The organism is Micromonospora chokoriensis (assembly GCF_900091505.1).
Lineage (GTDB): Bacteria > Actinomycetota > Actinomycetes > Mycobacteriales > Micromonosporaceae > Micromonospora > Micromonospora chokoriensis.
In genome coordinates, this window is the sequence record NZ_LT607409.1 from 5,497,784 (window position 1) to 5,522,396 (window position 24,613).

Here is a 24,613-nt window from a genome sequence, read left to right on the forward strand (position 1 = left end):
GGGGAGGGCCTCGCCGCCCGCGTGACGACGGGAGTGACCTACGCGTGTTCTCCACCCGACGCCTGCGCGCGTTACGCAGGGCCGTGCTGGGCGCGGTCGGCCTGACCGGGTTCCTCGTCGCCTGGCAGCTGATCCCGGCGCTGGGCCTGGTGAACCCGCTGTACCTGCCGTACGTGACGGACGTGCTGGCCCGGCTGTTCGAGCAGCTCGTCGACCTCGCGTTCTGGCGGCGGCTGGGCAGCACCATGACGTCCTGGGCGATCGGTCTGACGGTGGCGACGCTCGCCGCCGTCGTCCTCGGGGCCGTCGTCGGGTTGGTGCCGTTCCTGCGGCGCGCGACCCACACGGCCGTCGAGTTCCTGCGCCCGATCCCGTCGGTCGCCCTCATCCCGCTCGCCGTGCTGCTGTTCGGCATCCAGATGGAGGCCGCCCTCGTCATCATCATCTACGCGTCGTTCTGGCAGGTGTTCGTGCAGGTGATCTACGGCGTCGCCGACGTCGACGCGGTGGCCCGGGACACCGCCCGCAGTTTCGGCCTGACCCGGCGGGAGCAGTTGTCGCACCTGGTCCTGCCGACCACCCTGCCGTACCTCATGACGGGCCTGCGGCTCGCGGCGGCGGTCGCGCTCATCCTCGCCGTCACCGCGGAGATGGTGATCGGCAATCCCGGGCTCGGGCGCATGATCGAGCTGTCCCGCTCCGCCGGAGACGCCGCCGGCCTGTACGCGCTGGTCGTGGTCACCGGTCTGCTCGGGCTCACGGTGAACCTCGTCTTCCGGTTCGTCGAGCGTCGGGTGCTGTCCTGGCACCAGTCGATACGAGGAGAGGAGCTGCGGTGACCGCGTACACCGGTCGGATCGCCACCACGCAGCGCAGCCGCAACGTCGGCACCCGGATCGCGACGAGCATTCTCTACACACTGGGGCTGCCGACGCTGCTCCTGGTGCTCTGGGGTCTGGTGGCGACGAGAACGACGAGCCAGTTCTTCCCCGACCCGCTGACGATCGCCGAAGCGTTCCGGGAGACCTGGGTCGGTCCGGCGTTCGTCGAGGACGTGCTGCCGAGTCTCGCCCGCCTCGGCCTCGGTGTGGCCGCGTCGATCGTGCTGGGCGTCGCCGCCGGCACCGTGATCGGCCTGAACCACTGGCTGCGTGAGCTCCTGGAACCGCTGTTGGAGTTTCTTCGGGCCATCCCGCCACCGGTGCTGATTCCGGTGGCCATGCTCCTGCTCGGGATCACGGACACCATGAAGGTGGTCGTGATCGTCTCCGGGGCGGTCTGGCCGATCCTGTTGAACACGATCGAGGGTGTCCGGGGCACGGACAGCGTCATGACGGAGACGGCGCGTTCGTTCCGGGTGTCCTGGTGGGAGCGGCTCTGGTTCCTCGTGCTCCCGGCCGCGAGCCCACGGATCATGGCCGGTGTCCGGCAGGCCCTCTCGGTCGCGCTGATCCTGATGGTCATCTCCGAGATGTTCGCCTCGTCCTCCGGCCTCGGTTACCGGATCGCCTACTTCCAGCGCAACTACCTGATCGCCGAGATGTGGAGCGGCATCCTCCTGCTCGGTCTGGTCGGCGTCTTCCTCGCCGTAGCTTTCGGTCTCGTCGAACGGCGCGTCCTGCGCTGGTACCACGGAATCAGGGAGGTCAACCGTGCCTGATCGGAGCGCCCTGCTGCGGGTCGAGCACCTGCGGAAGGTCTACGAGTCCGCGACTGGCGACGTCGAGGCGATCGGGGACATCAGCTTCACGATGCGGGCCGGTGAGCTCGTCTGCATCGTCGGGCCGTCCGGCTGCGGCAAGACCACCCTGCTGAAGTGCCTCGCCGGCCTGCTGCGACCCACCAGCGGCGTGGTCGAGATGGACGGCGCACCGGTGACCGGCCCGAGCCCCGCGATGGCCGTCGTGTTCCAGGAGTACGGTCGCAGCCTCTACCCCTGGTTGACAGTGCGCGGGAACGTCGAGCTTCCGCTGCGGCACAAGAAGCTCCCCCGCGCGGACCGGAACAGGCTGGTCGCCGACGCCCTGGAGGCGGTGGGTCTCGCGCACGCCGCGCGAAGCCACCCGTGGCAGCTGTCCGGGGGGATGCAGCAGCGCGTGGCCATCGCACGGGCGATCGCCTACGAGCCGGACGTGCTGATCATGGACGAACCGTTCGCGGCCGTGGACGCGCAGACCCGGGCCGACCTGGAGGACCTGGTGCGTGAGCTGCACGCCAGCCGGACCATCTCGATCGTCTTCGTCACCCACGACATCGACGAGTCGGTGTATCTGGGTCAGCGGGTTCTAGTATTGTCCACGTCGCCGACCTGGGTCCAGGAGGACCTCGCGATCGACCTGCCGCCGGAGCGCGATCAGATCACGACCCGCGCCCTGCCCCGCTTCACGGAGCTGCGGACGCACGTCTACGACCAGATCCAGCGGGCCAAACGCGGGCAGGCAGTGGCCCCGCGACCCGCGCGGTGACCGGCGGCCACCGCAACGAGTTCGCCGAAGGGAACCGCCGTGGGTAGTCGTCAGCCGAAGCAGTTGCTGCTCGCCTTCTTCGGCGAGCACGTCGTCGACGGCGACACGGCGCCGATCCGGGCGAGCGTCCTGATCACCGTCCTGGAGGGTGCCGACGTCGCCGCGCCGGCCACCCGGGCGACCCTCGACCGTCTCGTGCACAGCAGCATCCTGGCCCGCAGCCGCAGTGGCCGGGAGACCCTGTTCTCGCTGACCGAGCACGGCGTCGCGGTGCTGCGCGAGGCGAAGGACCGCGTTCGCGGGCCACGGCCGTTCGACCCGCAGGGCAGCGGGTGGACGCTTGTCACCTTCTCGATCCCGGAGGGTCAGCGGATGCTGCGGCACCGGCTGCGCTCGACCCTCACCTGGGAGGGCTTCGCGCCGATCCGGGACGGGCTCTGGCTCGCGCCCGGAGAGGTCGACCTCGCCGGGTCGCTGGAGCCGCTGCGCCAGGACCTCGCGCCCAACACCGTGGTCGCCTTCCACGCCCGTGAACTCGCCGGGTTCCCCATCGGCGCGAGCGTCCGCGCCGCGTGGGACATCGAGGCGATCCGGCGTGCGCACCTCGCCTTCATCGAGGTGTGGGACGACCCGTCCGCGGCGGCGATGGCGTCGAGCGCCCTGACCGTGCGGACGATGCTCGTGGCGGACTGGCTCGCGCTGCTGCGCGCCGACCCGAGGCTGCCGGCCGAGTTCATGGACGCGGAGTGGCCCGCCACGCGATCGGTGGAGACCTACCGCCGGATGCACCAGAGGCTGGCCGCGGCGTCCACGGCGGAGTTCGCGGCACTCGTCACGGCCCGGCCCGCGGCTAGACGGCGAAACGGGTCCGCAGATCAGCCTTCCGCACCTTCCCCGACGCCGTCCGCGGCAACTCGTCCACGATGACGACGTTCTTCGGGAGCTTGTAGCGCGCGATCCGGCCGTCCAGGCACGCCCGCACAGTGTCGGTGTCCAGCGACGCCCCGTCCCGTACGGTCAGTATCGCCCACGGCACCTCTCCCCACCGCTCGTCCGGTACGCCGATGACCGCCGCCGAGGTCACCCCGTCGATCTCGGTGAGGAGCTGTTCGAGTTCGAGCGGGTAGATGTTCTCGCCCCCAGAAATGATCATGTCCTTGAGGCGGCCGGAGATGTAGAGGTAGCCGTCGGCGTCCAGGTGGCCGAGGTCGCCGGAGCGGAACCACCCGTCGGCCGTGAACGCCTCGGCGGTCGCCTCCGGGCGTCCGTGGTAGCCGGGGAAGACGTTGGGGCCGGCCACCTCGATCTCGCCGACACCGCCGGTGGGCAGCACCGCGCCGGTCGGGTCGGTGATCCGCACGTCGGTGAAGAAGTGCGGCAGACCGACGCTGCCCTGCTTGACGCGGGTCATCGTCGCGGGCAGCGCGGTGGCACCCGGCGACGCCTCGGTCATGCCGTACCCCTGAGCGAACGACAGACCCCGCGCCTCGTACGCGTTGAGGATGCGGGCGGGCACCGCCGAACCTCCGCAGGTGAGCTTCGTCAGCGTCGACAGGTCGGTCGACGCCCAGGCAGGATGGTCGGCCATCAACTGGTAGGTGGTCGGCACGCCGCTGAGCATGGTGACCCCGTGCCGTTCGATCTGCGCGAGCGCGCGGCCCGGCTCGAAGCCCTTCTCGATGACCATCGTGGCGCCCTTGAGGATGACGGGCAGGGCGCCCATTCCGAGCGAGGCGACGTGGAACAGCGGCGAGATCATGAGCGCGACGTCGGTGGAGACGACGTCGTAGTCGACCACGCAGTTGAGCGCCACCCAGGTGAGGTTGCCGTGGGTCAGCACGGCGCCCTTGGGCCGACCGGTCGTGCCCGAGGTGTAGACGATCGCCGCCGGCTCCCGGTGGGTGGTGTCGGCGTGGTCGGTGAACGCGGCGGCGGCCCGCGCCAGGTGGGCCATACCGGGGTGGTCCGCCGTGCCCTCGCCGGTGACGAGGACGTGCGGGGTCCGGGCGGTCGACGTGGCGGCTGCCACCGGCACCGCGAACTCCGGGTCGTGGATCAGCACCCGTGCGTCGCAGTCCGCGAGCACGTACGCGATCTCGGGTGCGGCGAGCCGGGTGTTGACCGGCACGAAGACGGCTCCGACCTGCGCCGCCCCGAACATCACCTGAAGGAACTCGGGGCTGTTCTCACCCAGGTAGGCGACCGCGTCACCCCTACCGACGCCCCACTCGCGCAGCACCGCCGAGATCCGGTCGGTGGCGTCGGCGAACTGGCCGTACGTCATCGTCGCGCCGTCGCCGTAAATGAGGGCGACGGTGTGCGGGGACTTGAGCCGACGCTTGACCAACCAGGCGCCGATTCCGTGCTGGTGCATCATCAGTCTCCCGGTGGTGGAGGTGGTGTGCTCACCCGGCTCGGCGGACGCCCCCGGGTTCAGGCGTAGAAGCGGTACAGCCCTCGCGCGACGACCGCAGGCTTGGTGCCGCCCTCGATCTCGATCGTCTGGTCGACGGCGATCTGGTAGCCACCGCGGACCTCGACGACCTCGGCGACGGTGGCCCGCATGCGTACCCGCGCCCCGACCACGACCGGCGCGGGGAAACGCACCTTGTCGAGGCCGTAGTTGACCTTCGTGGTCACGCCCTTGACCTCGAGCAGCTCGGTCCAGAAGGGAACGGCCAGGGAGAGGGTGAGGAAGCCGTGCGCGATCGGCGCGCCGAACGGCCCGGTCCTCGCCCGTTCGGGGTCGACGTGGATCCACTGGTGGTCGTCTGTCGCGTCCGCGAACAGGTCGACCTGGTCCTGGGTGACAGTGCGGTACTCGGTGTGGCCGAGATCGGTGCCGGCGAGGCCGCCCAGCCGCTCGTAGGTGATGGTCGTCGTCATGGCGCTTCCTCTCGTCGTCACCGGGCGAGACCCAGCAGTCGGGCCGCGTTGTCCTTGAGGATGCCCGGGAGCACGTCCGGCTTGAGGTCGGTCGTCTGCACGTCGCGCAGCCACCGGTCGGGGGTGAGCAGGGGGTAGTCGGTGCCGAAGAGCACCCGCCGCTTCAGCACCGAGTTGGCGTGGCGCACCAACTCGGCCGGGAAGTACTTCGGGCTCCAGCCGGACAGGTCGATCCAGGTGTTGTGCTTGTGCGTGGCCACCGACAACGCCTCGTCCTGCCAGGGCACCGACGGGTGGGCCATGATGATCTGCAGGCCGGGGAAGTCGGCGGCGATCGGGTCGAGCAGGATCGGATTCGACAGGCCGAGCCGCAGACCGTAGCCGCCCGGGGTGCCCGCGCCGATGCCGGTCTGCCCGGTGTGGAAGAGCGCCGGGACGCCCGCGCGTTCGAGCAGACCCCACAGCGGCGCGTACTCGTCGTGGCTGGGGTCGAAACCCTGCACCGTGGGGTGGAACTTGAAGCCGCGTACGCCCTCCTCCTCGATCAGCCGGGCGGCGAGGTCGAGGGCGGCCTCCCCGGTACGCGGGTCGACCGAACCGAACGGGATGAGCACGTCGGCGTGCTCGGCCGCCGCGCGGGCGATGTCGGCACTCGACAGTGGCTGGTGCTTCAGTTGGGTACGCGCGTCGACGGTGAAGACGACCGCCGCCATGCTCCGCTCGCGGTAGTACTGAGCCACCGCGCCGACCGCCGGTCGTGGGCCGTCCGTCCGGAAGTACGCCGACGCCGCCGCCACGAGAGGTTCGGGCAGTGAGGCGTGACCGTGGTCGTCGACCTCGATGTGCACGTGCATGTCGATCGCCGTGACGGTGTCGAGGTCGATCGCGGGCTGGTACATGGGGCCAACCTTCGTCGGGCGGGTCAGGATGTCGCGGGCGCGAACTCCTCGGGGAGTTTCGGGAAGCGTTCGCCGACGCTCTGCTCGGCGTCGGCGAACGTCGTCGGCCAGGCCTCCACGAGCGCGTCGTACGTCCAGCCGCCCTCGCGGTGCGCGGTCACCGCCGCCTCCGGGTGGGTCCAGATCTGCAGGCGGTCCCCGCCGACCCCGATCACCTGGCCGGTCACCGAGGCCGCCGCGTCGGAGCCGAGGAACGCGACGAGCCCGGCGACGTCGTCCGCCGTGCCGAACCCCAGGTCGTGTCGGAAGAACGCGGGCATCGGCTCACCGTTCGCCTCGGCGCGTACCGCCGCCGCGAAGTAGGGGACGGTGGCGGTCATCGCGGTCGCGGCCACCGGGACGACGGTGTTGGCGGTGATACCGGCGCGCTTGAGCTCCAGCGCCCAGGTGCGGACCATGCCGACGATGCCCGCCTTGGCCGCCGCGTAGTTGGTCTGGCCGAAGGTGCCCCGCTGCCCGGTGGGTGACCCGACGCAGATGATCCGCCCGCCCTCGCCGGCCTGCCGCATGTGCTGCACCGCCTCGCGCACCGTGGTGAACGTGCCGCGCAGGTGGACGTTGACGACGGTGTCGAAGTCGTCGTCGCTCATCTTCCACAGCACGGTGTCGCGGAGGACGCCGGCGTTGGTGACGAGGATGTCCAGCCGTCCGAAGTGCTCGACCGCCGTGCTGACGAGTTTCTTCGCGGTCTCGGTCGGACCGACCGGTGCGACCACCGCGACGGCCCGGCCGCCGGACGCCTGGATCCCGGTCACGGCGTCGGCGGTGGCCTCGGCGTCGACGTCGTTGACCACGACCGCGGCGCCGCGCCGCGCCAGCTCCCGCGCGTAGGCGAGGCCCAGGCCCCGTGCGGCCCCGGTGACGATGGCGACTTTGCCGTCCAGTGACATGAGCGCTCCCTGTCGTCGTTGGTGGCCCTCCGGGTACTACGCGCACCGGCAACGTAATGCAGAATTTGACCGGGCGTCAACGATTTGCAGTCTTTCCCAGCGCCCGGGAGAGCGTCCGGCCCGCCGCCCGCACCAGCGGGGCCAGCGCCACCGGGTCCGCCCGGTCGTGGGCCACCACCAGCGAGATCGCCGCCACCACACCCTCCGGTACGCGGATCGGCGCGGCCACCGAGAGGGCGTCCATGGTGACCTGACGGTCGCTGACCGCGTACCCGACGCGGCGCACCTCGGCGAGGCAGCGGCGCAGCCGCCTCGGATCGGTGACGGTCATGTCGGTGTACCGCTCCAACGGCGCAGCCAGCACCTGCTCCTGCACCTCGACAGGGGCGTGGGCGAGCAGGACCAACCCGACCCCGGTGGCGTGCAACGCGAAGCGGCCACCCACCCGGGTGAGCACGGGCACCGCGTGCCGCCCGGAGATCCGTTCGATGAAGACGAGTTCGAGGTCCTGCCGGACGGCGAGTTGGACGTTCTCGTGGGTCACCTCGTACAGGTCCTCCATGACCGGCAGGGCGAGTTCCCGCAGCCCCAGACCTCTCGGCGCGAGGGAACCCACCTCCCACAACCGCAGGCCGATCCGGTACCGCCCGTCGTCGCCGCGCTCCAGGGCGCCCCACTCGACCAGCTCCGCGGCACGTCTGTGCACAGTGGGCAGCGTCAGACCGGAGCGGCGGGCCAGCTCGCTCAGGGTCAACGCCGGGGTGGCCGGGCTGAACGCGTCGAGCAGGGCCAGCACCTTACTCGTCACCGACCGTCCCGGTTGCGCGCGCACAGCGCCATCATCCCCGCCCGCGCCGCCCGGTCACAGCTCCAGCACGAGTCGGGGCGTACGGGCCCGGGACACACAGATCATCATGGTGTCGCCGGCGGCCCGTTCCTGAGCGGTCAGCAGGCTGTCGCGATGGTCCGGCACACCGTCGAGCACCGGCGTCTCACAGGTGCCGCAGGTGCCCTCTCGGCAGGACGAGAGGACCGACACGCCGGCCTCCTCCACCGCCTGCAGGATCGGCGTACCCGGCGGCACGGTGACCGTCTTCCCGGAGAGCACCAGCTCGACCTCGATCGTCGTCTCCTCCCCGCCGGTGGTGGCGAGCGGGGTGAAACGCTCGACGTGCAGCCGACCGGGCGGCCACCCGAGGCACCGCTTTTCGACCGCCGTCAGCAGTGGTTCGGGGCCGCAGCAGTAGACCAACCTGTCGTCCGGCCGCCCCAGCAGACCGGCCAGGTCGAGCAGCCCGGTCTCGTCCTGCGGGCACAGGGTCACCCGGTCGCCGTACCTCTCCCGCAGGGTGGTGGCGAAGGCCATGGTGGCGCGGCTGCGCCCCCCGTACACCAGCCGCCAGTCGGCGCCCGCGGCGTCGGCGGCGGCGACCATCGGTGCGATCGGGGTGATGCCGATGCCACCGGCGATGAAGAGGTATCTCCGGGCGGCGACCAGCCGGAAGGTGTTGCGGGGCCCGCGTACCCGGACGGTCGCGCCGACGGTGAGCCGCTCGTGCGCCAGCCGGGAGCCGCCGCGTCCGTCCGGTTCCCGTTGCACGGCGATCCGCAGGACCGACCGGTCCGCCGGGTCGCCGCACAGGGAGTACTGGCGGGTCAGCTCCGCGCCCAGCTCCAGGTCGATGTGTGCGCCCGGTGCCCAGTCCGGCAGGTCGGCACCGTCCGGGCGACCCAGGCTGATCGCGACGGTCTCCGTCGCCACCTGGTCCCGGCGCGTGACCACCAGCTCCACACCGGCCAACGCGTCCACCGTCACGCCGGCATCGCCAGCCGGGTCGGCGGGTCGGACGCGGGCACGGCTGCGGCCTGGTGGCCCCGCGGGTGGCCCAGCAGCCACTCCCACAGCTCGATCGGCTCCTCGGCGAGGCGCTCGGCGCCGCAGTGGCAGCTGCCCCGCAGGATGTCGGTGCCCGGCAACCAGCGCACCCGGTACAGCCGCTCCCCGGCCTGCGAACTCATCGCGGTGCTCCCACCCTCCCCGCCTCGACCAGTCGGGCCAGCATCCGCCGGGCGGCCAGGCCTCCGGTGTCGATGTTGATGCTCAACTCCTGGTACCGGTCCGGCTCGGCGGCGATCACCTTCTCCAGGATGTCGAGCGCCCGCACGTCCTGCATGACCACCGTGTGGTTGCTGTCGTGCAGGTACTCGCTCACCGACTCGTCGTCGATCGCGAAGTCGCGCGCCACGGCCCAGAAGTCGTAGGTGGTGTGCTCGGTCGACGGGGTGATCGCGTACACGATCTCGGCGTGGAAGGCCTCGTTGTCGTCGCCCTCGGCCGGCGGGTAGACGCCCTGCGGGGCGATCCGGCTGTGCAGGAGGTACAGGCAGGGCGGGTGGTACTCGATGTCCTGCCACCGGGTGATCCGGCCCTGGATCCCGGTCGAGCGGGCGTAGAACGGCGGACACGCGGCGTCGTCCATGTGCCGGCTGACGTGGACGACACCCCGGTCCTCGTCCACTGTGGTGGTGATCGGGGTGTTCGCCACCTCCGGTGTGCCGATGTAGCCACCGTGCAGGTACGTCTCGTGGGACAGGTCCAACAGGTTGTCCACCAGCAGGCCGTACCGCGCGTTCAACGGGGCCATGCCGCGCACCACGGCGTACCGGGGGTCCGCCAGCCACGGCGCGCGGGGAATCGCCGCCGGGTCGGCCCGGTCCAGGTCGCCGATCCAGACCCAGACGAAGGAGTCCTGTTCCACCACCGGGTAGGAGACGACCCGCGCGGTGCGCGGGATGCGCTGCTGACCGGGTACGAAGACACACGCGCCGGTCGGGTCGTAGGTGAAGCCGTGGTAACCGCAGACGATCGTGTCGCCGTCGAGCCGACTCTCCGACAGCGGGTAGCGCCGGTGCACGCACCTGTCGGCGAGAGCCACCGCCTGTCCGGCACCGGTGCGGTACAGCACCAGCGGCTCGCCGAGCACCGTACGGGCGAGCAGGTCGCGCCCGACCTCAGTGCCGTAGGCCGCCACGTACCACTGGTTACGAGCGAATGCCATGCGACCGGACCTCCACGCAGACGGACGTCGATGGACTCGCATCATCGCGTGCGGCGTCGGCGGTGGGGACTGAAGCTTTCACTGGGTGAAAACCCCGGAGGACGTCGCCCGTACGCGGGTGTGCGGCTGCCGCGCTCACGGCCCGGCAGCCACACGACGCGTCACCTGCTCTGCTTCTCCTGGCACGGCACGCAGAATCGGACATGCGGGAGCACTTCGAGCCGCTCCGCCGGGATGCTCTTGCGGCACCTCTCGCAGAGACCGTAGGTGCCGTCGCTGATCCGGCCCAGCGCACCGGTGATCTGCTCGATGTTGCGGCGGGCCGCCGCCAGCAGCGCGGCCTGGTTGTGGGCCTCGCCCGGGTCGCCGGTGTCCGCGTTGAGCTCGGTCAGTTCCCGCAGCCGGGCCGTCTGTGTGGCGAAATCGTCCGCCAGGGACGCTCGCAGATCAGCCAGCCAACCCTGGTCGACAATTCGATGATCGAGGCTCATGGCCTACCTTTCCGAGAAGGGGTGGAAAAAGAAAAAGGGCCGAAGCTCTGTTGGCTTCGCCCTGGCGGTCGTTCTGGGATGCAACGATTCCGCGGGAGGGTCTCGGCCGGTTCGCACCGGGCTGAACAGCCGGTGTGTGGGCGCGATGTGCGACGCGCGCACGACCGGAACCCGCAGGTCAGCCGTCGGGCGGGCCGCCGCCGTCATCCGGGCAGCGCCGAATGCCGCCACCTCGGTGACGGCAGGCGAGCGGAGAGTCACCGGCGGCATGCCCTCCACCATAGGGCGACACTCGCCGCGATGCCAATGCCGCGACCGGGCAGCCCCGCTCCGGGCGGGAGCGGGGCTCGGAGCCGGCCGGGCGGTGAGCGGCAGTTGTTGATCGAGAACGTCGCGATGACGCCGTTGTGGTCGGACTTCGTGCCGCCGACGATGTCGTAGCCGGAGAACCTGTTCCCCCTGAACGACGGGCCGCCCCGGGCGTCGTCGACACCCGGGGCGGCGGCCGGCGGTCACCGGCGGTGAGACGCGACGGACGACGTCAGCAGCCGAGCCGTTTGGTCGAGAGGGCGATGTCGTCGATCCACAGGTCGAACTGGCCCGGAGTGGTCCCGCCCTGGTAGAGCTGCCAGCCGATCTTCACGGTGTTCACCGTCGGCAGGACGAAGGGCACGTCGTTGCCCCCGTGCTCGGTCGTGGAGGCGGTCAGTTCCGGGTTCGCCACGCCGTCGATCCACACCGCGACGCGGTTGTCCGTTGGGTCGAGTTTCCACTCGAAGCACTGCCAGGTGTCCTCGGTGACCGGGGCGGACTCACGCCAGTTGGTCCAGTCCCCGGTCGGGCCGCCGTCGGCACCCACACCCCAGAAGATCCCGGGGACCGTGGGCGCGTACTGGCCGCCGATCGGACGGACGACCTCCGCGCTACCCGTGCCGGTCGCCTCCACCAGCGTGAAATGCGCCCAGTCGGGGGCGGTGGGGAAGGCGTCGACGCGCAGCCGCATCCGCCCGTAGAAGCGGTTACCGGGTGCGGCGAAGTCGTCGACTCGCAGGAAGGCGCGCCCGTTGTCGACGGTGCGGACGTGCAGCACCTGGTTGCCGCGCCGGCCACGCTCCACGGTGAGGGTGCCGTTGCGGGTGTCGACGCCCCAGTCCAACGTGCTGGCGCCACCCGGCGGGAGCCGTTCGAAGTCTTCACAGAACAGCAGGCCACGGGTGGCGCACGAGCGCGGGGAGGCGCCCGACGCGCCCGCCGGGACACTACCGGCGGTCGTGCCGAGGATCAGGGCGGCGGTGAACACCGCGAGGTAACGGCGCATGGTCATCCTTCGTGACATCGGGCCCCCACCTCGGCCGGCAGGGGCGGGAACGGCTCTCCCGACCATGGCGGTCGCCGCCTGCCTCGTCGCCGGCCGGAGTGCGCCGACCTGGCGCATCGCACGTTTCCGGTGTCAGAGGTCGTGGCGGGACGCGTACGTCGGGCAACTGCCCGTCGTCGTGGAGGTGGCCCGGCGGTGCGGCGTACGCCCTCCGAAAAGGCGGGGTTGCCGGCACTGCGCTCCCGTGCTGACCGTTCCCAGCGCGGTTGCCCCCGCGCTGCGGCCGAGCCATTCCAGCACACCCGCAACCGCGCCGGCAACATCGACGCGCGCCTCTGCCCGATCACGGTGTCGACGACACCGCAGGGATCGACTGGATCGAGCTGGGGCTGCAGCTCGCCTTCGCCGTGGCCGGCGTCGCGATCCTCGACCGCACCTACGGTCGCCGCAGGCACTGACCAGCTGCGCCGCGCGGGCCCGTCCGCACCGGGTGGACGGGCCCGCTTCGCGCTGTCCGCGACCTACGGTCCGGGAAGAACTTGACGTGCCGACGCCCATCACTCATGGTCGATCGTGCATCGACAGTCACGGATGTGTTGACTCCGGGAGGACCCATGAAGGCTCTGGTCACCATCGTCTCGGCCGCGGCCCTGCTGCTCCTGGCCACGGGCAGCGCGTCGCACGGCCGGCCCGCTGCCGACGCACCCTGCGCCGGGCAGATCCACGTCAACCCCGGGTTCGAACGCGGCACCACCGGCTGGACTGCCGGCCCGCGCATCGTCGTGCTCGGCGACGCGGCCCGACCCGCACACACCGGCCGCGCGTACGCCACCTTCGCCGGGTTGGACGTGTCGCGTAGCGACCTGCTGCGTACCACCGTCACGGTGCCTGCCGACTGCGACCTGACCGTCCGCTTCTGGGTACGCACCACCACCACGGAGACCACCCGCGGCGACTACCTGAACGTCGGACTGGCCGTCACCGGGATACCCCCGAAGACGAGGTTCTCGCTGGCGTTCGACGGCGGGGCGCAGTGGCGGCAGTACAGCATGTCGAGCGGCACGGCGACCACCGAGCGCACCGCGACGGTCAGCTTCCTCGCCAGTGAGACGGCCGGCAACGGCGTCACGACCTTCGACGTCGACGACGTGACCTTCACGTTGGGCTGACCCCCGGGGCGGACCGGCCCGTCCGTGACCAACCAGTGGGCGTCGTCGACCATGCACAGCAGGGAGTGCGCCGGGCCGCGACGCTCAGCAGACCCAGGGTCGCCACGCCGATGTGGAACAGGTCGGGCGTGCCCGCCGCGAGACCGAAGGCGACCCGGAGCGCGTCGGCGTGCCGGACGGGCGGGTCCGCGAGGTGGTCGAGCACCGGCACCCACAGTTGGTGCAGTCGCGGGCATACGCCGGCAGGGTGCTCCTGCCGATGCCGGCCTCGCCACGCACCACCAACGTCCCACCCCGGCCCGACCGCGCCCCCTGCACCAGATCGTCGAGGACCGCGCACTCCACGTCTCTCCCGACCGGAGAGCCCTCCGAGGCAGCGGCGGCTCACACGCCGGACAGGCTACCCGGGTCCGGCGTGGACGCCCGGAATCGCACCGTCGGCACTCGCCGCGGACCCGACGGATAGGCAATTTCTACCGATGCGATGTCGAGCCCCGCTACCGCATGGTCTCTGTGTCCGAGTTCTGGAGGATCTGACGTGGGCTCTGCACGCAAACGGTTGGCCACGATCGTCGCGGCGACGACGGCGGCGACGCTGTTGTCCGCGGTCGAGCCGAAGACACCGGCGGTGGCCGCCCCGCAGGACCGGGTCACCGCGTCCTGGAACATGGATGGCCAGCACCAAGGAGGGGGAGGGCCGTCGGCGTCGCGGTGGTGGACCGGCATACGGGGGATGTTCCTCCGGGACGGGGTACAGGTCGCCGCGCTCCAGGAGGCGGGCAGCAGACCGCCCGACCTGGCGGTGTGGACCGATCGGCGATTCGCCGATCCCGGCATCACCGAGCATCTGTACAACATCGGCACGCGCGACCGCCCGGACCTGTTGCAGATCTACTGGGCCGACCCCGGTCAGCAACGCAACGGCCTGGCCATCGTCACCCGGGAGACGGTGACCGACGCCGTGATCCTGCCGGTGCATTCGCGGTTCGACTCGCGGCCGATGATGGGCGTCCAGATCGGCACCGACTGGTATTTCACGGCCCACGCGCGGGCGAACGGTCGGAACAATCCCAACGACGCCCCCGAGATCATCGAAACAGCGCGGCAGTTCATGGCCGGTCGCCCCACCGGCGAATGGATGGTGCTCGCCGACTTCAACCAGGAACCCGCACGGATGCCGGCCGCGTTGCAGAGCCACATGGCGGTGACGGACCAGCCCACCCACCAGGGCGGTGGTGAGCTGGACTTCGCCTATGCCAGCAGCGGGAACAACAACACCATCAACGCCGAACGTAACGGCCAGACCTCTGACCACTGGTACGTCCGTTACGTCGTGAACGCCGGCTGTGGCTCCGGCGGTGGCCTCGCGCCCCGGACGACCGCCGAGCGGGACTGCTACGCCCCGGTCCCCGGTGACACGTACCGCTTCTTCGCCCGTCACCTGGAGCACGCGGTGATCGCGTCGAAGACGAACGACGGCGACGACATCGGACCACACATCAGGACGCCGCGCGGCAGCCTCGACGAGGCCCTGCAGGTGCGCTTCAGCACGGTTGCAGGCCAGTACCAGCTCGCCTGGCCGCAGGCCGACCCGGCGACCGAGCGGTGCCTGTCCTGGGACGCGAACTCCCGCAGCACCGGCAGCACCCTCTGCTCGGAGCAGGCAGAGGTGTCCCGGTGGCAGTTCAAGGACGGGCAGATCTTCACCCCCGGGCTCGGCGGCTCCCTGCAACCCTCCACCAACGCCCTCGGCTCGCGGCTGGTGGTCGCGCAGGACTTCTACCAGTGGCGGCCGGAGCCCCGCAACGGCATCGGCCCGCGCTGGGACCCGATCGGGGAGTTCCGGGACGCCGCCCCGGCCGGCTCGGAGACCCACTTCCCCGACCTCGACGGCGACGGCGACGCCGACCACGTCATCGTCCAGCCCGACGGTCGGATACCGGCGTGGCGCAACAACGGCCCCCGATCCACCTGGACCGCCCTCGGTGACATCAGCCCGCCGGACCGGGGTCTGCCCAGTACGGTGCACTTCGGCGACCTCGACGGCGACGACCGGGACGACTACCTCCGGTTGCGGGCCGCTGACGAGTCACCCACCGGGACCCGGGTCATCGAGATGTACCGCAACGAGTCCGACGGCGCGCAGATCCGATTGGGAGCACGCTCCATCGTGGCCAACGACCTGCGCTACGAGAACCCGCGCTTCGTCGACATCGACGGCGACGGAGACGACGACCTGATCAACTCGGATCGGCTGAGGCACGCCAGCCTCTGGGAGAACCGGTCCCAGGGCCGGACGCCGGTGCCCGGAGACTGGCACTCGGTCAGCGGCTTCGCGACCCCCGCCGACGGCTATTACCAGACGACGTTCACGGATGTCACCGGCGACCGCCGGGCCGACGTGCTGCGCGTCGACTACCCCAGCGGCAAGGTGCAGGCCTGGGAGAACACCGGCACGCCGTGGAGCGCGACGACCGGCTGGCGGTCACTGGGCCCGATCCGTGACGACGGCCCGTTCGCCGGCACCACCGGCCTGTTCGCCGACCTCGACGCCGACCTGATCGGCGACTTCGTCCTGGTCAACGCCGCCTCCGGTGGTCTCGACGGTTGGCTGCTGCCCCGCTACGGCAGCGCGGATCCCGGCCCGGGACAGCCCGGCCAGGGCGGCGGGCAGGACCTGCCGGCGGGAACGCTGCCGGCGTACGGGGGTGGGCCACCGCGACCGCAGCTCGACGGCCGGCTGTTGCAGAACAGCACGTTCACCGGCACGGACAAGCCGTGGTGGACCAACGCGGGGATGACGCCGAAACTGGCGGGCGGGACGTTCTGCGTGACCGCGCCCTCGTCCACAAACCCGTGGGACGTCCTGGTCGGGCACAACAGCATCTACCTGCCCGGCGGTGCCACGTACACGCTGCGGTTCCGCGCCCGCACCAACACGGCGGCGAACCCGCTGATCTACCTCGCGCCCTTCGACAACCCGACGAACGTCACGTACCTGAACAAGGGCTTCACCACCGGCACCGCCTGGAAGGAGTACGAGTACAGCATCACCACGACCTACCCGGAGCCGTACCGGTTGGCCCAGCTCCAGTTCCGGCTCGGCAAGTCCAGCACGCCGTACGAGTTCTGCATGGACGACGTGACGCTCACCGGCACCGAGTACGCCTACCGGGCCGACGCCGGGCCGGACCTCAAGGTGAACCAGCACGGCTACCTGCCCAACGGGCCCAAACGGGCGACGTTGCTGTACGGCGCGTCCTACGCGGTGCCGTGGACTCTGCGCCGGGCCGGCGGCGGCGCGACGGTGGCGACGGGTCGGACCACCCCGACCGGCTTCGACGCGTCGGCGAGCGCCAACACCCATGTCATCGACTTCAGCCAGGTCACGACCACCGGTCGGTTCGAGCTGGTGTACGACGGCTGGGTCGACCGGCCCAGTCACCCGTTCGACATCCGCGCCGACCTGTACGACCGGCTGCGCACCGACGCGACCCGGTTCTTCTACACCAACCGCAGTGGCATCGCGATCGACGGGGGCATCGCCGGGGCCGGGTACGCCCGCCCGGCCGGGCACGTCGCGGACTCACCGAACGGTGGCGACACCCAGGTGCCCTGCCAGCAGCCGAAGTCGTTCCTGAACAACTGGACCTGCTCCTACCGGCTGGACGTCACCGGCGGCTGGTACGACGCCGGTGACCACGGCAAGTACGTCGTCAACGGCGGCATCGCCACGTACCAACTCCTGTCGACCTGGGAGCGCAACCGGCCGGCGGCGCTCGGCGACGGCACCCTGGCCGTGCCGGAACGCGGCAACGGCGTCCCGGACATCCTCGACGAGGCCCGCTGGAACCTCGACTTCATGCTGAAGATGCAGGTGCCCGACGGTTTGCCGCTGGCCGGCATGGTCCACCACAAGGTGCACGACGAGACCTGGACCGGGCCGCCGATGCTCCCGCACCAGGACAAGAAGGCCCGGGAACTGCACCGGCCGTCGACCGCGGCCACCCTGAACCTGGCCGCCGTCGCGGCCCAGGCGGCGAGAATCTACCAGCCGTACGACGCCGGCTTCGCCGCCCGGCTGCGCGCAGCGGCCGAGCGGGCATACACCGCGGCCCGGGCCAACCCGGCGCTCTTCGCACCGTACGAGGACCGCAGCGGCGGGGGGCCCTACAACGACGGGGACGTGTCCGACGAGTTCTACTGGGCCGCCGCCGAGCTGTACCTGACCACCCGGGACGCCACCTACCTGGCCGCCGTCCGGGTCAGTCGGTTCCACACCGCCGGCACGGCCTTCAGCCAGAACGGCTTCTACTGGGGCTCGGTGGCCGCGTTGGCCCAACTCGACCTCGCGCGGTTCGGCACCGAACTGAGCGACCGCGAGCAGATCAAGGGGTGGGTGGTCGCCGCCGCGGACCGGTTGATCTCGTTCCAGAAGGCCGAACGCTTCGGGCAGACCTACTCCCCCACCACGGGTCGCTACGACTGGGGCTCGAACGCGTCCATGCTGAACAACCAGGTGGTCCTGGCCACCGCCCACGACCTCACGGGTAACGCAAGGTACGCCGACGCCGTCTTCGAGGGCCTCGACTACCTGCTGGGCCGCAACGCCCTCGGGCAGTCGTACGTCACCGGCTACGGCAGCAACGACGCGAAGAACCAGCACAGCCGGTGGTACGCCAGATCGTTCGACGCCCGACTGCCGAACCCGCCGGTGGGGTCGGTCGCCGGTGGGCCCAACTCCAGCCTCCAGGACCCGCTCTCGGCGAGTTGGCTGCACGGGTGCGCTCCCCAGCTCTGCTACGTCGACAATCTCGAAGCCTGGTCGGTCAACGAGATCACCATCAACTGGAACTCCGCGTTGACCTGGGTGGCGGCGTTCGCCGCCGATGTGGCCGGCCGGCGATGAGCAGGCCGACGGCGCGGGCAAGGGACCAGGTCGCTCCCGAGGTGAGACGGCATGCTGATCTCCGCTGACTCCTCGACGCGTCTGATCGGGCGGACGGCCGAGCTCGCGGTGCTCAACGGGGCCGTGGAACGGCTGCGTGGCGGTACCGGCACCGTGGTCTGGGTCGAGGGCGAACCGGGGATCGGCAAGTCGGCAGTGGTCGCGGCGGCCGCCCAGATCGGCCGGGAGTGGGGCTGCCAGGCGTCTGTGGGTGTCGCCGACCAACTGGCGCACCCGCCACTGCTCGGTGTGTTCCTCGACTGCCTGGAGATCGGGCGGCGCTCGGCGGATCCCCGTCGGGCGAGGATCGCGGCCTTCCTCAGTGACCGGCGTGCCACGCTCGACCTCGCCGACGCGACGCGCACGGCGGCGGCCGTGGAGATGGTCGTCGCACTGGTCGACGAGTTGTGCGCCGCCGGCCCGACCATGCTCGTCGTCGATGACGTGCAGTGGGCCGACGACGCGTCGCTGGACGTGTGCCGTCGACTGGTCCCGGTCGCCGCGCACCTGCCATTGCTGCTGGTCATGTCGTACCGTCCCGGCGCACACGGGTCGACGGTGCGACGGCTGCGCGACGTCACCCGACGGCGGGATGTGGTCCGCGTCCCGCTGGGTCCACTCCCCCCGGACGCGGTCCGGGACCTGCTCGCCGCACTTGTCGGCGTGCCACCAGGTGACGGACTCGTCACGCTCGCCAGTCAGGCGGTTGGCAACCCGCTCTTCCTACAGGAACTGGTCGGAGCACTGGTCCGGGAAGATCTGTTGGACATCAGCACGCGAGCCGAGGTGCGCGAATCCCGTACCGGCGTCGTGCCGCGGTCGCTCGCCGCGGCCCTCGACGACAGACTGAGTTTCGTCCCGGCGGGCACCATCGAGCTGATGCGGGCGTCGGCGCTGCTCGGGGGCGAGTTCGCGGTCACCGAACTCGCGGCGCTACTCGGCCGAACGGCGATCGACCTCTGCGCCGACCTCCACGAGGCGGTCACGGCGGGCATCCTGGTCGAGGCCGGCCCGCGGATGCGGTTCCGGCATCCGTTGCTCCGGCAGGCTCTCCTGGACGGGATGCCGGCCGCGCTGCGCGCCGCGCTGCACCTGGACGTGGCGCGGGCCCTGGAGGCCGCCCGCGTCGAGCCGCAGCGGGTCGCCCAGCATCTCCTCACCTCCGGCGTGGTCGGCGACCGCTGGGCACGACAGTGGCTCGCCGATGTCGCACCGGTGCTGGCTGCCTGGGCGCCGCACCTCGCGGCCGAACTGCTCCGCCGGGAGGTGGATCATGACCCGGGCGACGAGCACGAGCGGTCGGGGCTCACCATGAACCTGGCCCGGGTCCTTCTCGCCACCGGCGACCACGAGGAGGCCGCGAAACGGGTACGGCAGGCCCTTGGCGCGATCGTCGACCCGGGTGACCGGGGCCATCTGCACTGGATACTCGCCCGCGCGCTGTTCAGCGGCGGGCACAACGACGCGGCGGTGGCGAACCTGCACCGGGCCCTCCGCGCCGACGACCTCCCGGACCCGTGGCGGGCGCGGTTGCTCGCCTCGCTGGCGATGTTCCAGCGCGCGGGTGTCGGGGACCTGACGGCGGCGGACGCCACCGCCCGGGGCGCGCTGCGCACCGCGGCGGTGGCCGGGGACGCCTTCGCGACGGCGTACGCGCTGACCGGCCTCTGGGCGGGCCACTCGGTCCGGCGGCAGCACCGGCTCGCGCTCAAGAGCGTGGAGCAGGCGATCGAGACGCTGGGCACAGGAGTCGATCACGTCGACCTGATGGCGTTCGTGCTACATGGACGGATCTTCTCGCTGCAGAACCTGAGCCGGTGGACGGACGCGGAGGCGGCGCTGCGGGATGCCCGGGACGTCCTGCGCGCGGCCAACCGCATCGACGACACGACCTCCGGCGTGACCGCCGCGGTGTTGCTGTTCTGGCTGGGGCGGTGGGACGACGCCCTGGCTGAACTCAACGCCGTGGCACAGAGCACCTCATCGGCGACGTACCGTGGGCTGCGCGAAGGTGGCCCGGGGTGGCTCCGGCACGGAGTCGCCGCGCTCATCGCCGGCCATCGGGGCGAGCGGGGCCGGGCCGCCGCGCACCTGCGAGCGGGATTCGACCGGCCTCTGGTCACCGTCGCGGACCGGGAGAACATCGACTTCCTGCTCGTGGCGCGGTCCGTCGCCGCCGAGCAGGACGGCAACCTGCGGGCGGCACTGGACCATCTGAACGATCTACTCGAACGGCGGCCGGGCGAGATGACACTGACCCACCAGTGGCTACCTCGGTTCGTCCGGCTCGCTCTCGCTGCCGACGACCGGTCCGCGGCGGAGGCCGGGGTACGCGCCTGCCTGACCGAAGCCGCGGCGGAACAGGTGCCGGCCAGAGCCACTGCGGCGGCTGACCGGTGTCGTGGCCTGTACCACGCTGACGCGGCGGCTATCCGTTCGGCGGTGGCGCACTACCGGGCCAGCGGGGTGCCGGTGGAACTCGCCGGGACGCTGGAGGATCTCGCCGTCGTCCTCGCTGAGCGGGACGACAGCGCGCCGGCACGGGCCGCCTTGGACGAGGCGATCGACCTGTACGACGGTTTCGGCGCGGCCTGGGACGTCCGTCGGGCCGAGGCCAGGTTGCGCAGTCGGGGCATCCGGCGCGGGGTACGGGGTTCCCGGGCCAAACGGGCCGGGCACGGCTGGGACGCGTTGACCCCGACCGAACGGAAGGTCGCCACGCTCGTCGCTGCCGGCCGTTCGACGCCGGAGATCGCACAGAGCCTGTTCCTCACCCGCCGGACGGCCCAGACGCACATCTCGCGAATCCTGGCGAAACTCGACCTGCGCAGCCGGGTGGAGATCGCCGGCGTGGTGCTGCGTCAGGCCCCGGGCGGCGTTCTCGACTCCTGACCGGGTGGCCACCCGTCCGGACCCTTGGGTCCGGACGGTGCCACCCGGTCCAGTGTCAGCCGGCCGGTCCGATGAGCCGCCAGGGTTCCAGGTCCGAGTTGGCCCCGGTGCCGGGCACGTTGCCCTGGGTCCACCACTTGGCCTGCCAGACCTTGCCCGCGTACTTCACGGTGATGTTCTCCACCGACTGGGTCGCCGGGTTGTAGACCTTGCCGGCGTCCCAGGCCGGCGCCGAGCATCCGCCGGTCGCCGGGATCACCTTCGCGGCGCCCCGGTTCTGCTCCGGCACCGAGGAGAACGTGGTGCCGCCGAGCTTGAGTGTCGTGTTCACCGGCCCGGTCGCCGGGATGTAGTAGATGATCGGCACGTCCAGGCTCTGCCCGGCCGGGATGATCTGGCAGTGGTCGAGGGTGAGGCTGACCCGGTGGAAGGTGCCGGAGAGCCCGGTGCCGACATTGGGGCCAGTGTGCCCGGCCTGCACCTTCCATCGGCCGCCCTGGGCGCCGGTCTGCCAGTTGCCGTCCTTGATCAGCGGGGGCGTCGAGGTCGGCAGGTCGAAAGAGATGACGTTGTCCCGGCCGCCACCGATGGTCACCCCGGTGTTGTTGCTGATCCGGACGGTCGGGGTCAGCGGCCACAGACTCGCCGTGTCGGTCGGGTAACGGATCAGGTCGACGCTCACGTCGAGGGCCAGTGCCGGACGCTGCACCGAGCTGCCGGCGCTGCGGTTGTCGCCGTACGCGGCGGTGCCCTGGAGCCGTTCGTGCAGCCGGTTGGTCAGGGTGTGACCCATCACGCAGGGGTTGTCGGTGGTCGCCTCGGCCGGGCACTCGTAGTCACCGGAGAGCTCCCACATCATCACGCCGCCCGCGCCCTTGCGGTTGACGTAGTCGACGACGTGGTCCAGACCCTCGGTGTCCTGGATGGAGAGGTAGGTCTTCTTCTCCGGGTTCCACAGCCACGCGGTGCGGGTGGTCGCGTCCCAGTGCCGGTCGTACGTGCCGGTGCGCCGGTCGTTCGGGTCGCTGTCCGGGGTGAGGCCGACCGCGTTGGCGTAACGGGGGGTGAGGTCGCGCTCCAGGTTCTTGGCGTGCCACATCGGGTTGACCCCCGCGCCGACCTCCCGACCGTTCGCGTCGCGGTCGTGCCAGATGTTGTCGATGCCGACCGCACCGTCACCGCACGGGCGGACCAGGCCGGTACCCGGCTGGCAGGCGCTGCCGACGGATCTGCCCCACATACCGTTGCTGCCGCCGGTGACGTTGCGCCAGCCCCGGCTGTAGTACGGGATGCCGATGTTGATGCGCCCAGCCTGCATCGCGCCGCGCAGGTGGTGGAAGGCCCAGTCGGTGTTGAAGTAGCCGAGCTTCTGGTACTCCGGCGTGGAGTAGAGGTCGCTCAACTCCGGGTCCTTGCCGTCGTCGTGCAGGGCGGCGTTCGGGCCGACCACGTCGTTCCAGGAGCCGTGGTAGTCGTACGCCATCAGGTTCGTGTAGTCCTGGTAGCGCAGCGCCTTCTGGTTCTCCATGCCCCGCACGAGATAACCGGAGGCCGACGTGGCGGAGGTGAGCAGGTAGTAGCGGCCGTTGGTGGCGGACGCGCGGTCCAACTTCTCCCGCAGCGTCTTCATCAGGGCCGTGTACGAGGTCGGCAGTCCCTTGCGACGGGAACGCGCGTCGCCCCAGTCGTTCGGGTTGCCGGTGTCGTCCAGCACCGTCGGGTACTCGAAGTCGATGTCGACGCCGTCGAAGCCGTACCGGCCGAGGAAGTCGACGACCGAGTCGGAGAAGGTGTTGATCCCGGCCTGGTTGGTCGTACCGTCGGCGTTGGTGGTCATGCCGTAGAAGCCGCGGCTCTCCGCCCAACCGCCCACCGAGATCAACGTCTTCACCCGGGGGTGCAGACGCTTGTAGGTGGTCAGCAGGTTGAAGTGCCCCCGGTACGGCAGGCTCTGGTCCATCTCCGTGCCGGGGACCGACCAGGTCATGCCGATGGCCGGGTTGTTCGGGCCGTCCGCGCCGACCGAGATCCGGTTGTTCTCGACCCGGGCGAACGCGTAGTTGATGTGCGTCAACCGGGACCACGGCATGTTCTTGACCAGGTAGTAGGGCTTGCCGTCGGCGCCGGTGCGGCTGCCGTTGAAGTAGCCGATCACCCGGCGGCTGCGGCCCTGGCCGAGCCACTCCCGTCCGTCGCCCTGGTAGACCCCGCAGTAGGGGGTGCTGGTGCCGGCGGTCGGGATCATGCCGTCCGGGCGGCACTGCGCGTGGTCGGTCGGCACGACCGGTCGGGTGCCTCCGTTGTCACCGCCGGCATGCAGCTCCATCGGGTCGCCGGCCCCGCCGTTGCGGCTGCCGCCGGCACGGCCGGCGGGATTGCGGGCAACGATCTCGTCGATCAGCTTTCCGCCCGGGAAGTCCATCATCACGATGCCGAGCCGGTCCATGGTGTCTCGCCCGCCGAAGTTGCCTGCCCGGTTCGGGTAGAACTCCGGGCACCTGTCGTTGCTGGCCCGCAGGCACTGGGTGAGGAACTCGTTGACCCCGGTCGCCGTCGGGGTGCCACCGGCGACCGTGTACGGATGGGCCCAATCCCCCGTGCCGCTCGTGTAGTTCAGGTAGAGCGAGCCCGGCTCGTGGTCGTGTCGGGTCTGCTCGCCACGGTTGGCGTCCCACACCCCGTTGGTCTTGCGCAGATGTGCCCGGACCTTCTCCCATTTGTCGTCGATGTCGCTGACCTGGGGAACGCTGTAGTCGTCCTGCGCGTAGCCCTCGTAGGAGCCGCCAGCGGGGTAGAGCTGCCCGATGCCGTAGCCGCCGTAGATGCCGCCGGCCGGTCCCCGGAACCCGAGCAGGACGATCTTCCCGCGTACGGCGCCGAGGGTCGGCGTGGTCGTCTGCTCGACACCGTTGACGGAGTTGGCCCAGAACAGGCTGTCCCAGGCTTTACCCTGCTTCGTCTCGTCACCGTTGCCGGTGTGGTAGCGCCCGGTGAGGTACGAGTCGAAGACCTTCCGGCGCCATTCGGTGCTGTCGTAGCCCTGCGCGTCGGCACAACTCGCTCCGCTGCCCAGACACTCGGCCTTGAGGTTCAGCAGCACCGTCTCGGTCGGGTTCGCCCGCAGGAACGTCTCGATCTTCGTGAGCACGTCGGTGAAGTTGGCCCACTGGTAGTAGACCCCGTGGTGGACGGTGAACGTCAGTCCGGCGTCGCCCTTGTCCACCCGGACCCGGATGTCGATCGACCGGATGCCGGCGTCCAGTTGGATGGCCAGGGTCTCGGCGCTGTAGCCGTGGCGTTCCTGCGTCTGGGTGAGGCTCGTCGAGATGAACTCGCAGTCGCCGTTGCCCGCTGACTGGCCGCAGAGCGCGAGGGTGTCGTGGGTGCCGGGAATCGACAGGTCGGCCAGGCTGGCGTCGTCCGACACCCGTGCCATCCAGTCCCGGTTCGCCTCGGCGGCGGACTCGATGGTGCCGTAGTGGTCGTTGGCGAAAGCCGGCGTGGCCGGAGCGGAGACGACCGTCGCGGTCGTCACG

Annotated in this window: 18 protein-coding genes; 7 read left to right on the forward strand and 11 right to left on the reverse strand. The window is 70.8% G+C overall.

The window, feature by feature from the left end; translation table 11 throughout:
* Positions 1–44 precede the first annotated feature (44 nt).
* Genes GA0070612_RS24935 through GA0070612_RS24950 form a run of 4 tightly spaced genes read left to right on the forward strand, consistent with a single transcriptional unit; the run spans position 45 to position 3,392 of the window.
* Complete coding sequence (locus GA0070612_RS24935) at positions 45–839, forward strand: ABC transporter permease (RefSeq protein ID WP_231924326.1); 795 nt, start codon at positions 45–47, stop codon at positions 837–839.
* Positions 836–1,660: an ABC transporter permease gene (locus GA0070612_RS24940; protein WP_088990126.1), complete on the forward strand. Its 825-nt coding sequence runs from the start codon at positions 836–838 to the stop codon at positions 1,658–1,660. Before GA0070612_RS24935 ends, GA0070612_RS24940 begins: the two co-directional genes overlap by 4 nt.
* Positions 1,653–2,465: an ABC transporter ATP-binding protein gene (locus GA0070612_RS24945; RefSeq protein ID WP_088990127.1), complete on the forward strand. Its 813-nt coding sequence runs from the start codon at positions 1,653–1,655 to the stop codon at positions 2,463–2,465. Before GA0070612_RS24940 ends, GA0070612_RS24945 begins: the two co-directional genes overlap by 8 nt.
* A 39-nt stretch (positions 2,466–2,504) precedes the next feature.
* Complete coding sequence (locus tag GA0070612_RS24950) at positions 2,505–3,392, forward strand: PaaX family transcriptional regulator (RefSeq protein ID WP_088990128.1); 888 nt, start codon at positions 2,505–2,507, stop codon at positions 3,390–3,392.
* Here GA0070612_RS24950 and GA0070612_RS24955 read toward each other — a convergent pair.
* The 10 genes from GA0070612_RS24955 to GA0070612_RS25000 form a co-directional block, all read right to left on the reverse strand.
* Positions 3,316–4,839 carry an acyl-CoA synthetase gene (locus tag GA0070612_RS24955; protein ID WP_167393674.1) on the reverse strand — a complete coding sequence of 508 codons (1,524 nt, stop codon included), beginning with the start codon at positions 4,837–4,839 and terminating at the stop codon, positions 3,316–3,318. The genes GA0070612_RS24950 and GA0070612_RS24955 overlap by 77 nt on opposite strands.
* 59 nt (positions 4,840–4,898) lie before the next feature.
* Entirely contained in the window at positions 4,899–5,351 is a 453-nt protein-coding gene (locus tag GA0070612_RS24960) for a MaoC family dehydratase (RefSeq protein ID WP_088990130.1), read from the reverse strand.
* A gap of 17 nt (positions 5,352–5,368) precedes the next feature.
* Complete coding sequence (locus GA0070612_RS24965; RefSeq protein WP_088990131.1) at positions 5,369–6,250, reverse strand: amidohydrolase family protein; 882 nt, start codon at positions 6,248–6,250, stop codon at positions 5,369–5,371.
* A gap of 23 nt (positions 6,251–6,273) precedes the next feature.
* Positions 6,274–7,200, reverse strand: a complete 927-nt coding sequence (locus tag GA0070612_RS24970; RefSeq protein WP_088990132.1) for an SDR family oxidoreductase — start codon at positions 7,198–7,200, stop codon at positions 6,274–6,276.
* A 76-nt stretch (positions 7,201–7,276) separates the two neighbouring features.
* Positions 7,277–8,008 (reverse strand): IclR family transcriptional regulator, encoded by a 732-nt coding sequence (locus GA0070612_RS24975; RefSeq protein ID WP_231924327.1) that lies wholly within the window; start codon positions 8,006–8,008, stop codon positions 7,277–7,279.
* A 54-nt stretch (positions 8,009–8,062) separates the two neighbouring features.
* Complete coding sequence (locus GA0070612_RS24980) at positions 8,063–9,016, reverse strand: PDR/VanB family oxidoreductase (protein ID WP_331716382.1); 954 nt, start codon at positions 9,014–9,016, stop codon at positions 8,063–8,065.
* The gene (locus tag GA0070612_RS24985; protein ID WP_088990134.1) at positions 9,013–9,219 is read right to left on the reverse strand and encodes a hypothetical protein; all 207 of its coding nucleotides are present in this window, start codon (positions 9,217–9,219) and stop codon (positions 9,013–9,015) included. Before GA0070612_RS24985 ends, GA0070612_RS24980 begins: the two co-directional genes overlap by 4 nt.
* Positions 9,216–10,259 carry an aromatic ring-hydroxylating dioxygenase subunit alpha gene (locus GA0070612_RS24990; protein ID WP_088990135.1) on the reverse strand — a complete coding sequence of 348 codons (1,044 nt, stop codon included), beginning with the start codon at positions 10,257–10,259 and terminating at the stop codon, positions 9,216–9,218. The genes GA0070612_RS24985 and GA0070612_RS24990 overlap by 4 nt, the downstream gene beginning before the upstream one ends.
* 161 nt (positions 10,260–10,420) lie before the next feature.
* Entirely contained in the window at positions 10,421–10,750 is a 330-nt protein-coding gene (locus GA0070612_RS24995; protein WP_088990136.1) for a TraR/DksA family transcriptional regulator, read from the reverse strand.
* Between the two features lie 541 nt (positions 10,751–11,291).
* Complete coding sequence (locus GA0070612_RS25000) at positions 11,292–12,086, reverse strand: hypothetical protein (RefSeq protein ID WP_231924328.1); 795 nt, start codon at positions 12,084–12,086, stop codon at positions 11,292–11,294.
* A 596-nt stretch (positions 12,087–12,682) separates the two neighbouring features.
* On the opposite strand from GA0070612_RS25000, the gene GA0070612_RS25010 reads away from it, so the two are divergent.
* The 3 genes from GA0070612_RS25010 (at position 12,683) to GA0070612_RS25020 (ending at position 21,077) form a co-directional block, all read left to right on the forward strand.
* The gene (locus tag GA0070612_RS25010; RefSeq protein ID WP_088990138.1) at positions 12,683–13,237 is read left to right on the forward strand and encodes a hypothetical protein; all 555 of its coding nucleotides are present in this window, start codon (positions 12,683–12,685) and stop codon (positions 13,235–13,237) included.
* A gap of 538 nt (positions 13,238–13,775) precedes the next feature.
* The gene (locus GA0070612_RS25015; RefSeq protein WP_157742593.1) at positions 13,776–18,146 is read left to right on the forward strand and encodes a glycoside hydrolase family 9 protein; all 4,371 of its coding nucleotides are present in this window, start codon (positions 13,776–13,778) and stop codon (positions 18,144–18,146) included.
* Between the two features lie 51 nt (positions 18,147–18,197).
* A complete protein-coding gene (locus GA0070612_RS25020; RefSeq protein WP_088990140.1) occupies positions 18,198–21,077 on the forward strand; it encodes an ATP-binding protein in 2,880 nt (959 codons plus the stop codon).
* 55 nt (positions 21,078–21,132) lie between these two features.
* Here the strand turns inward: GA0070612_RS25020 and GA0070612_RS25025 are convergent, their stop codons facing one another.
* The gene (locus tag GA0070612_RS25025; RefSeq protein ID WP_167393675.1) at positions 21,133–24,612 is read right to left on the reverse strand and encodes a phosphatidylinositol-specific phospholipase C domain-containing protein; all 3,480 of its coding nucleotides are present in this window, start codon (positions 24,610–24,612) and stop codon (positions 21,133–21,135) included.
* Position 24,613: the final 1 nt, after the last annotated feature.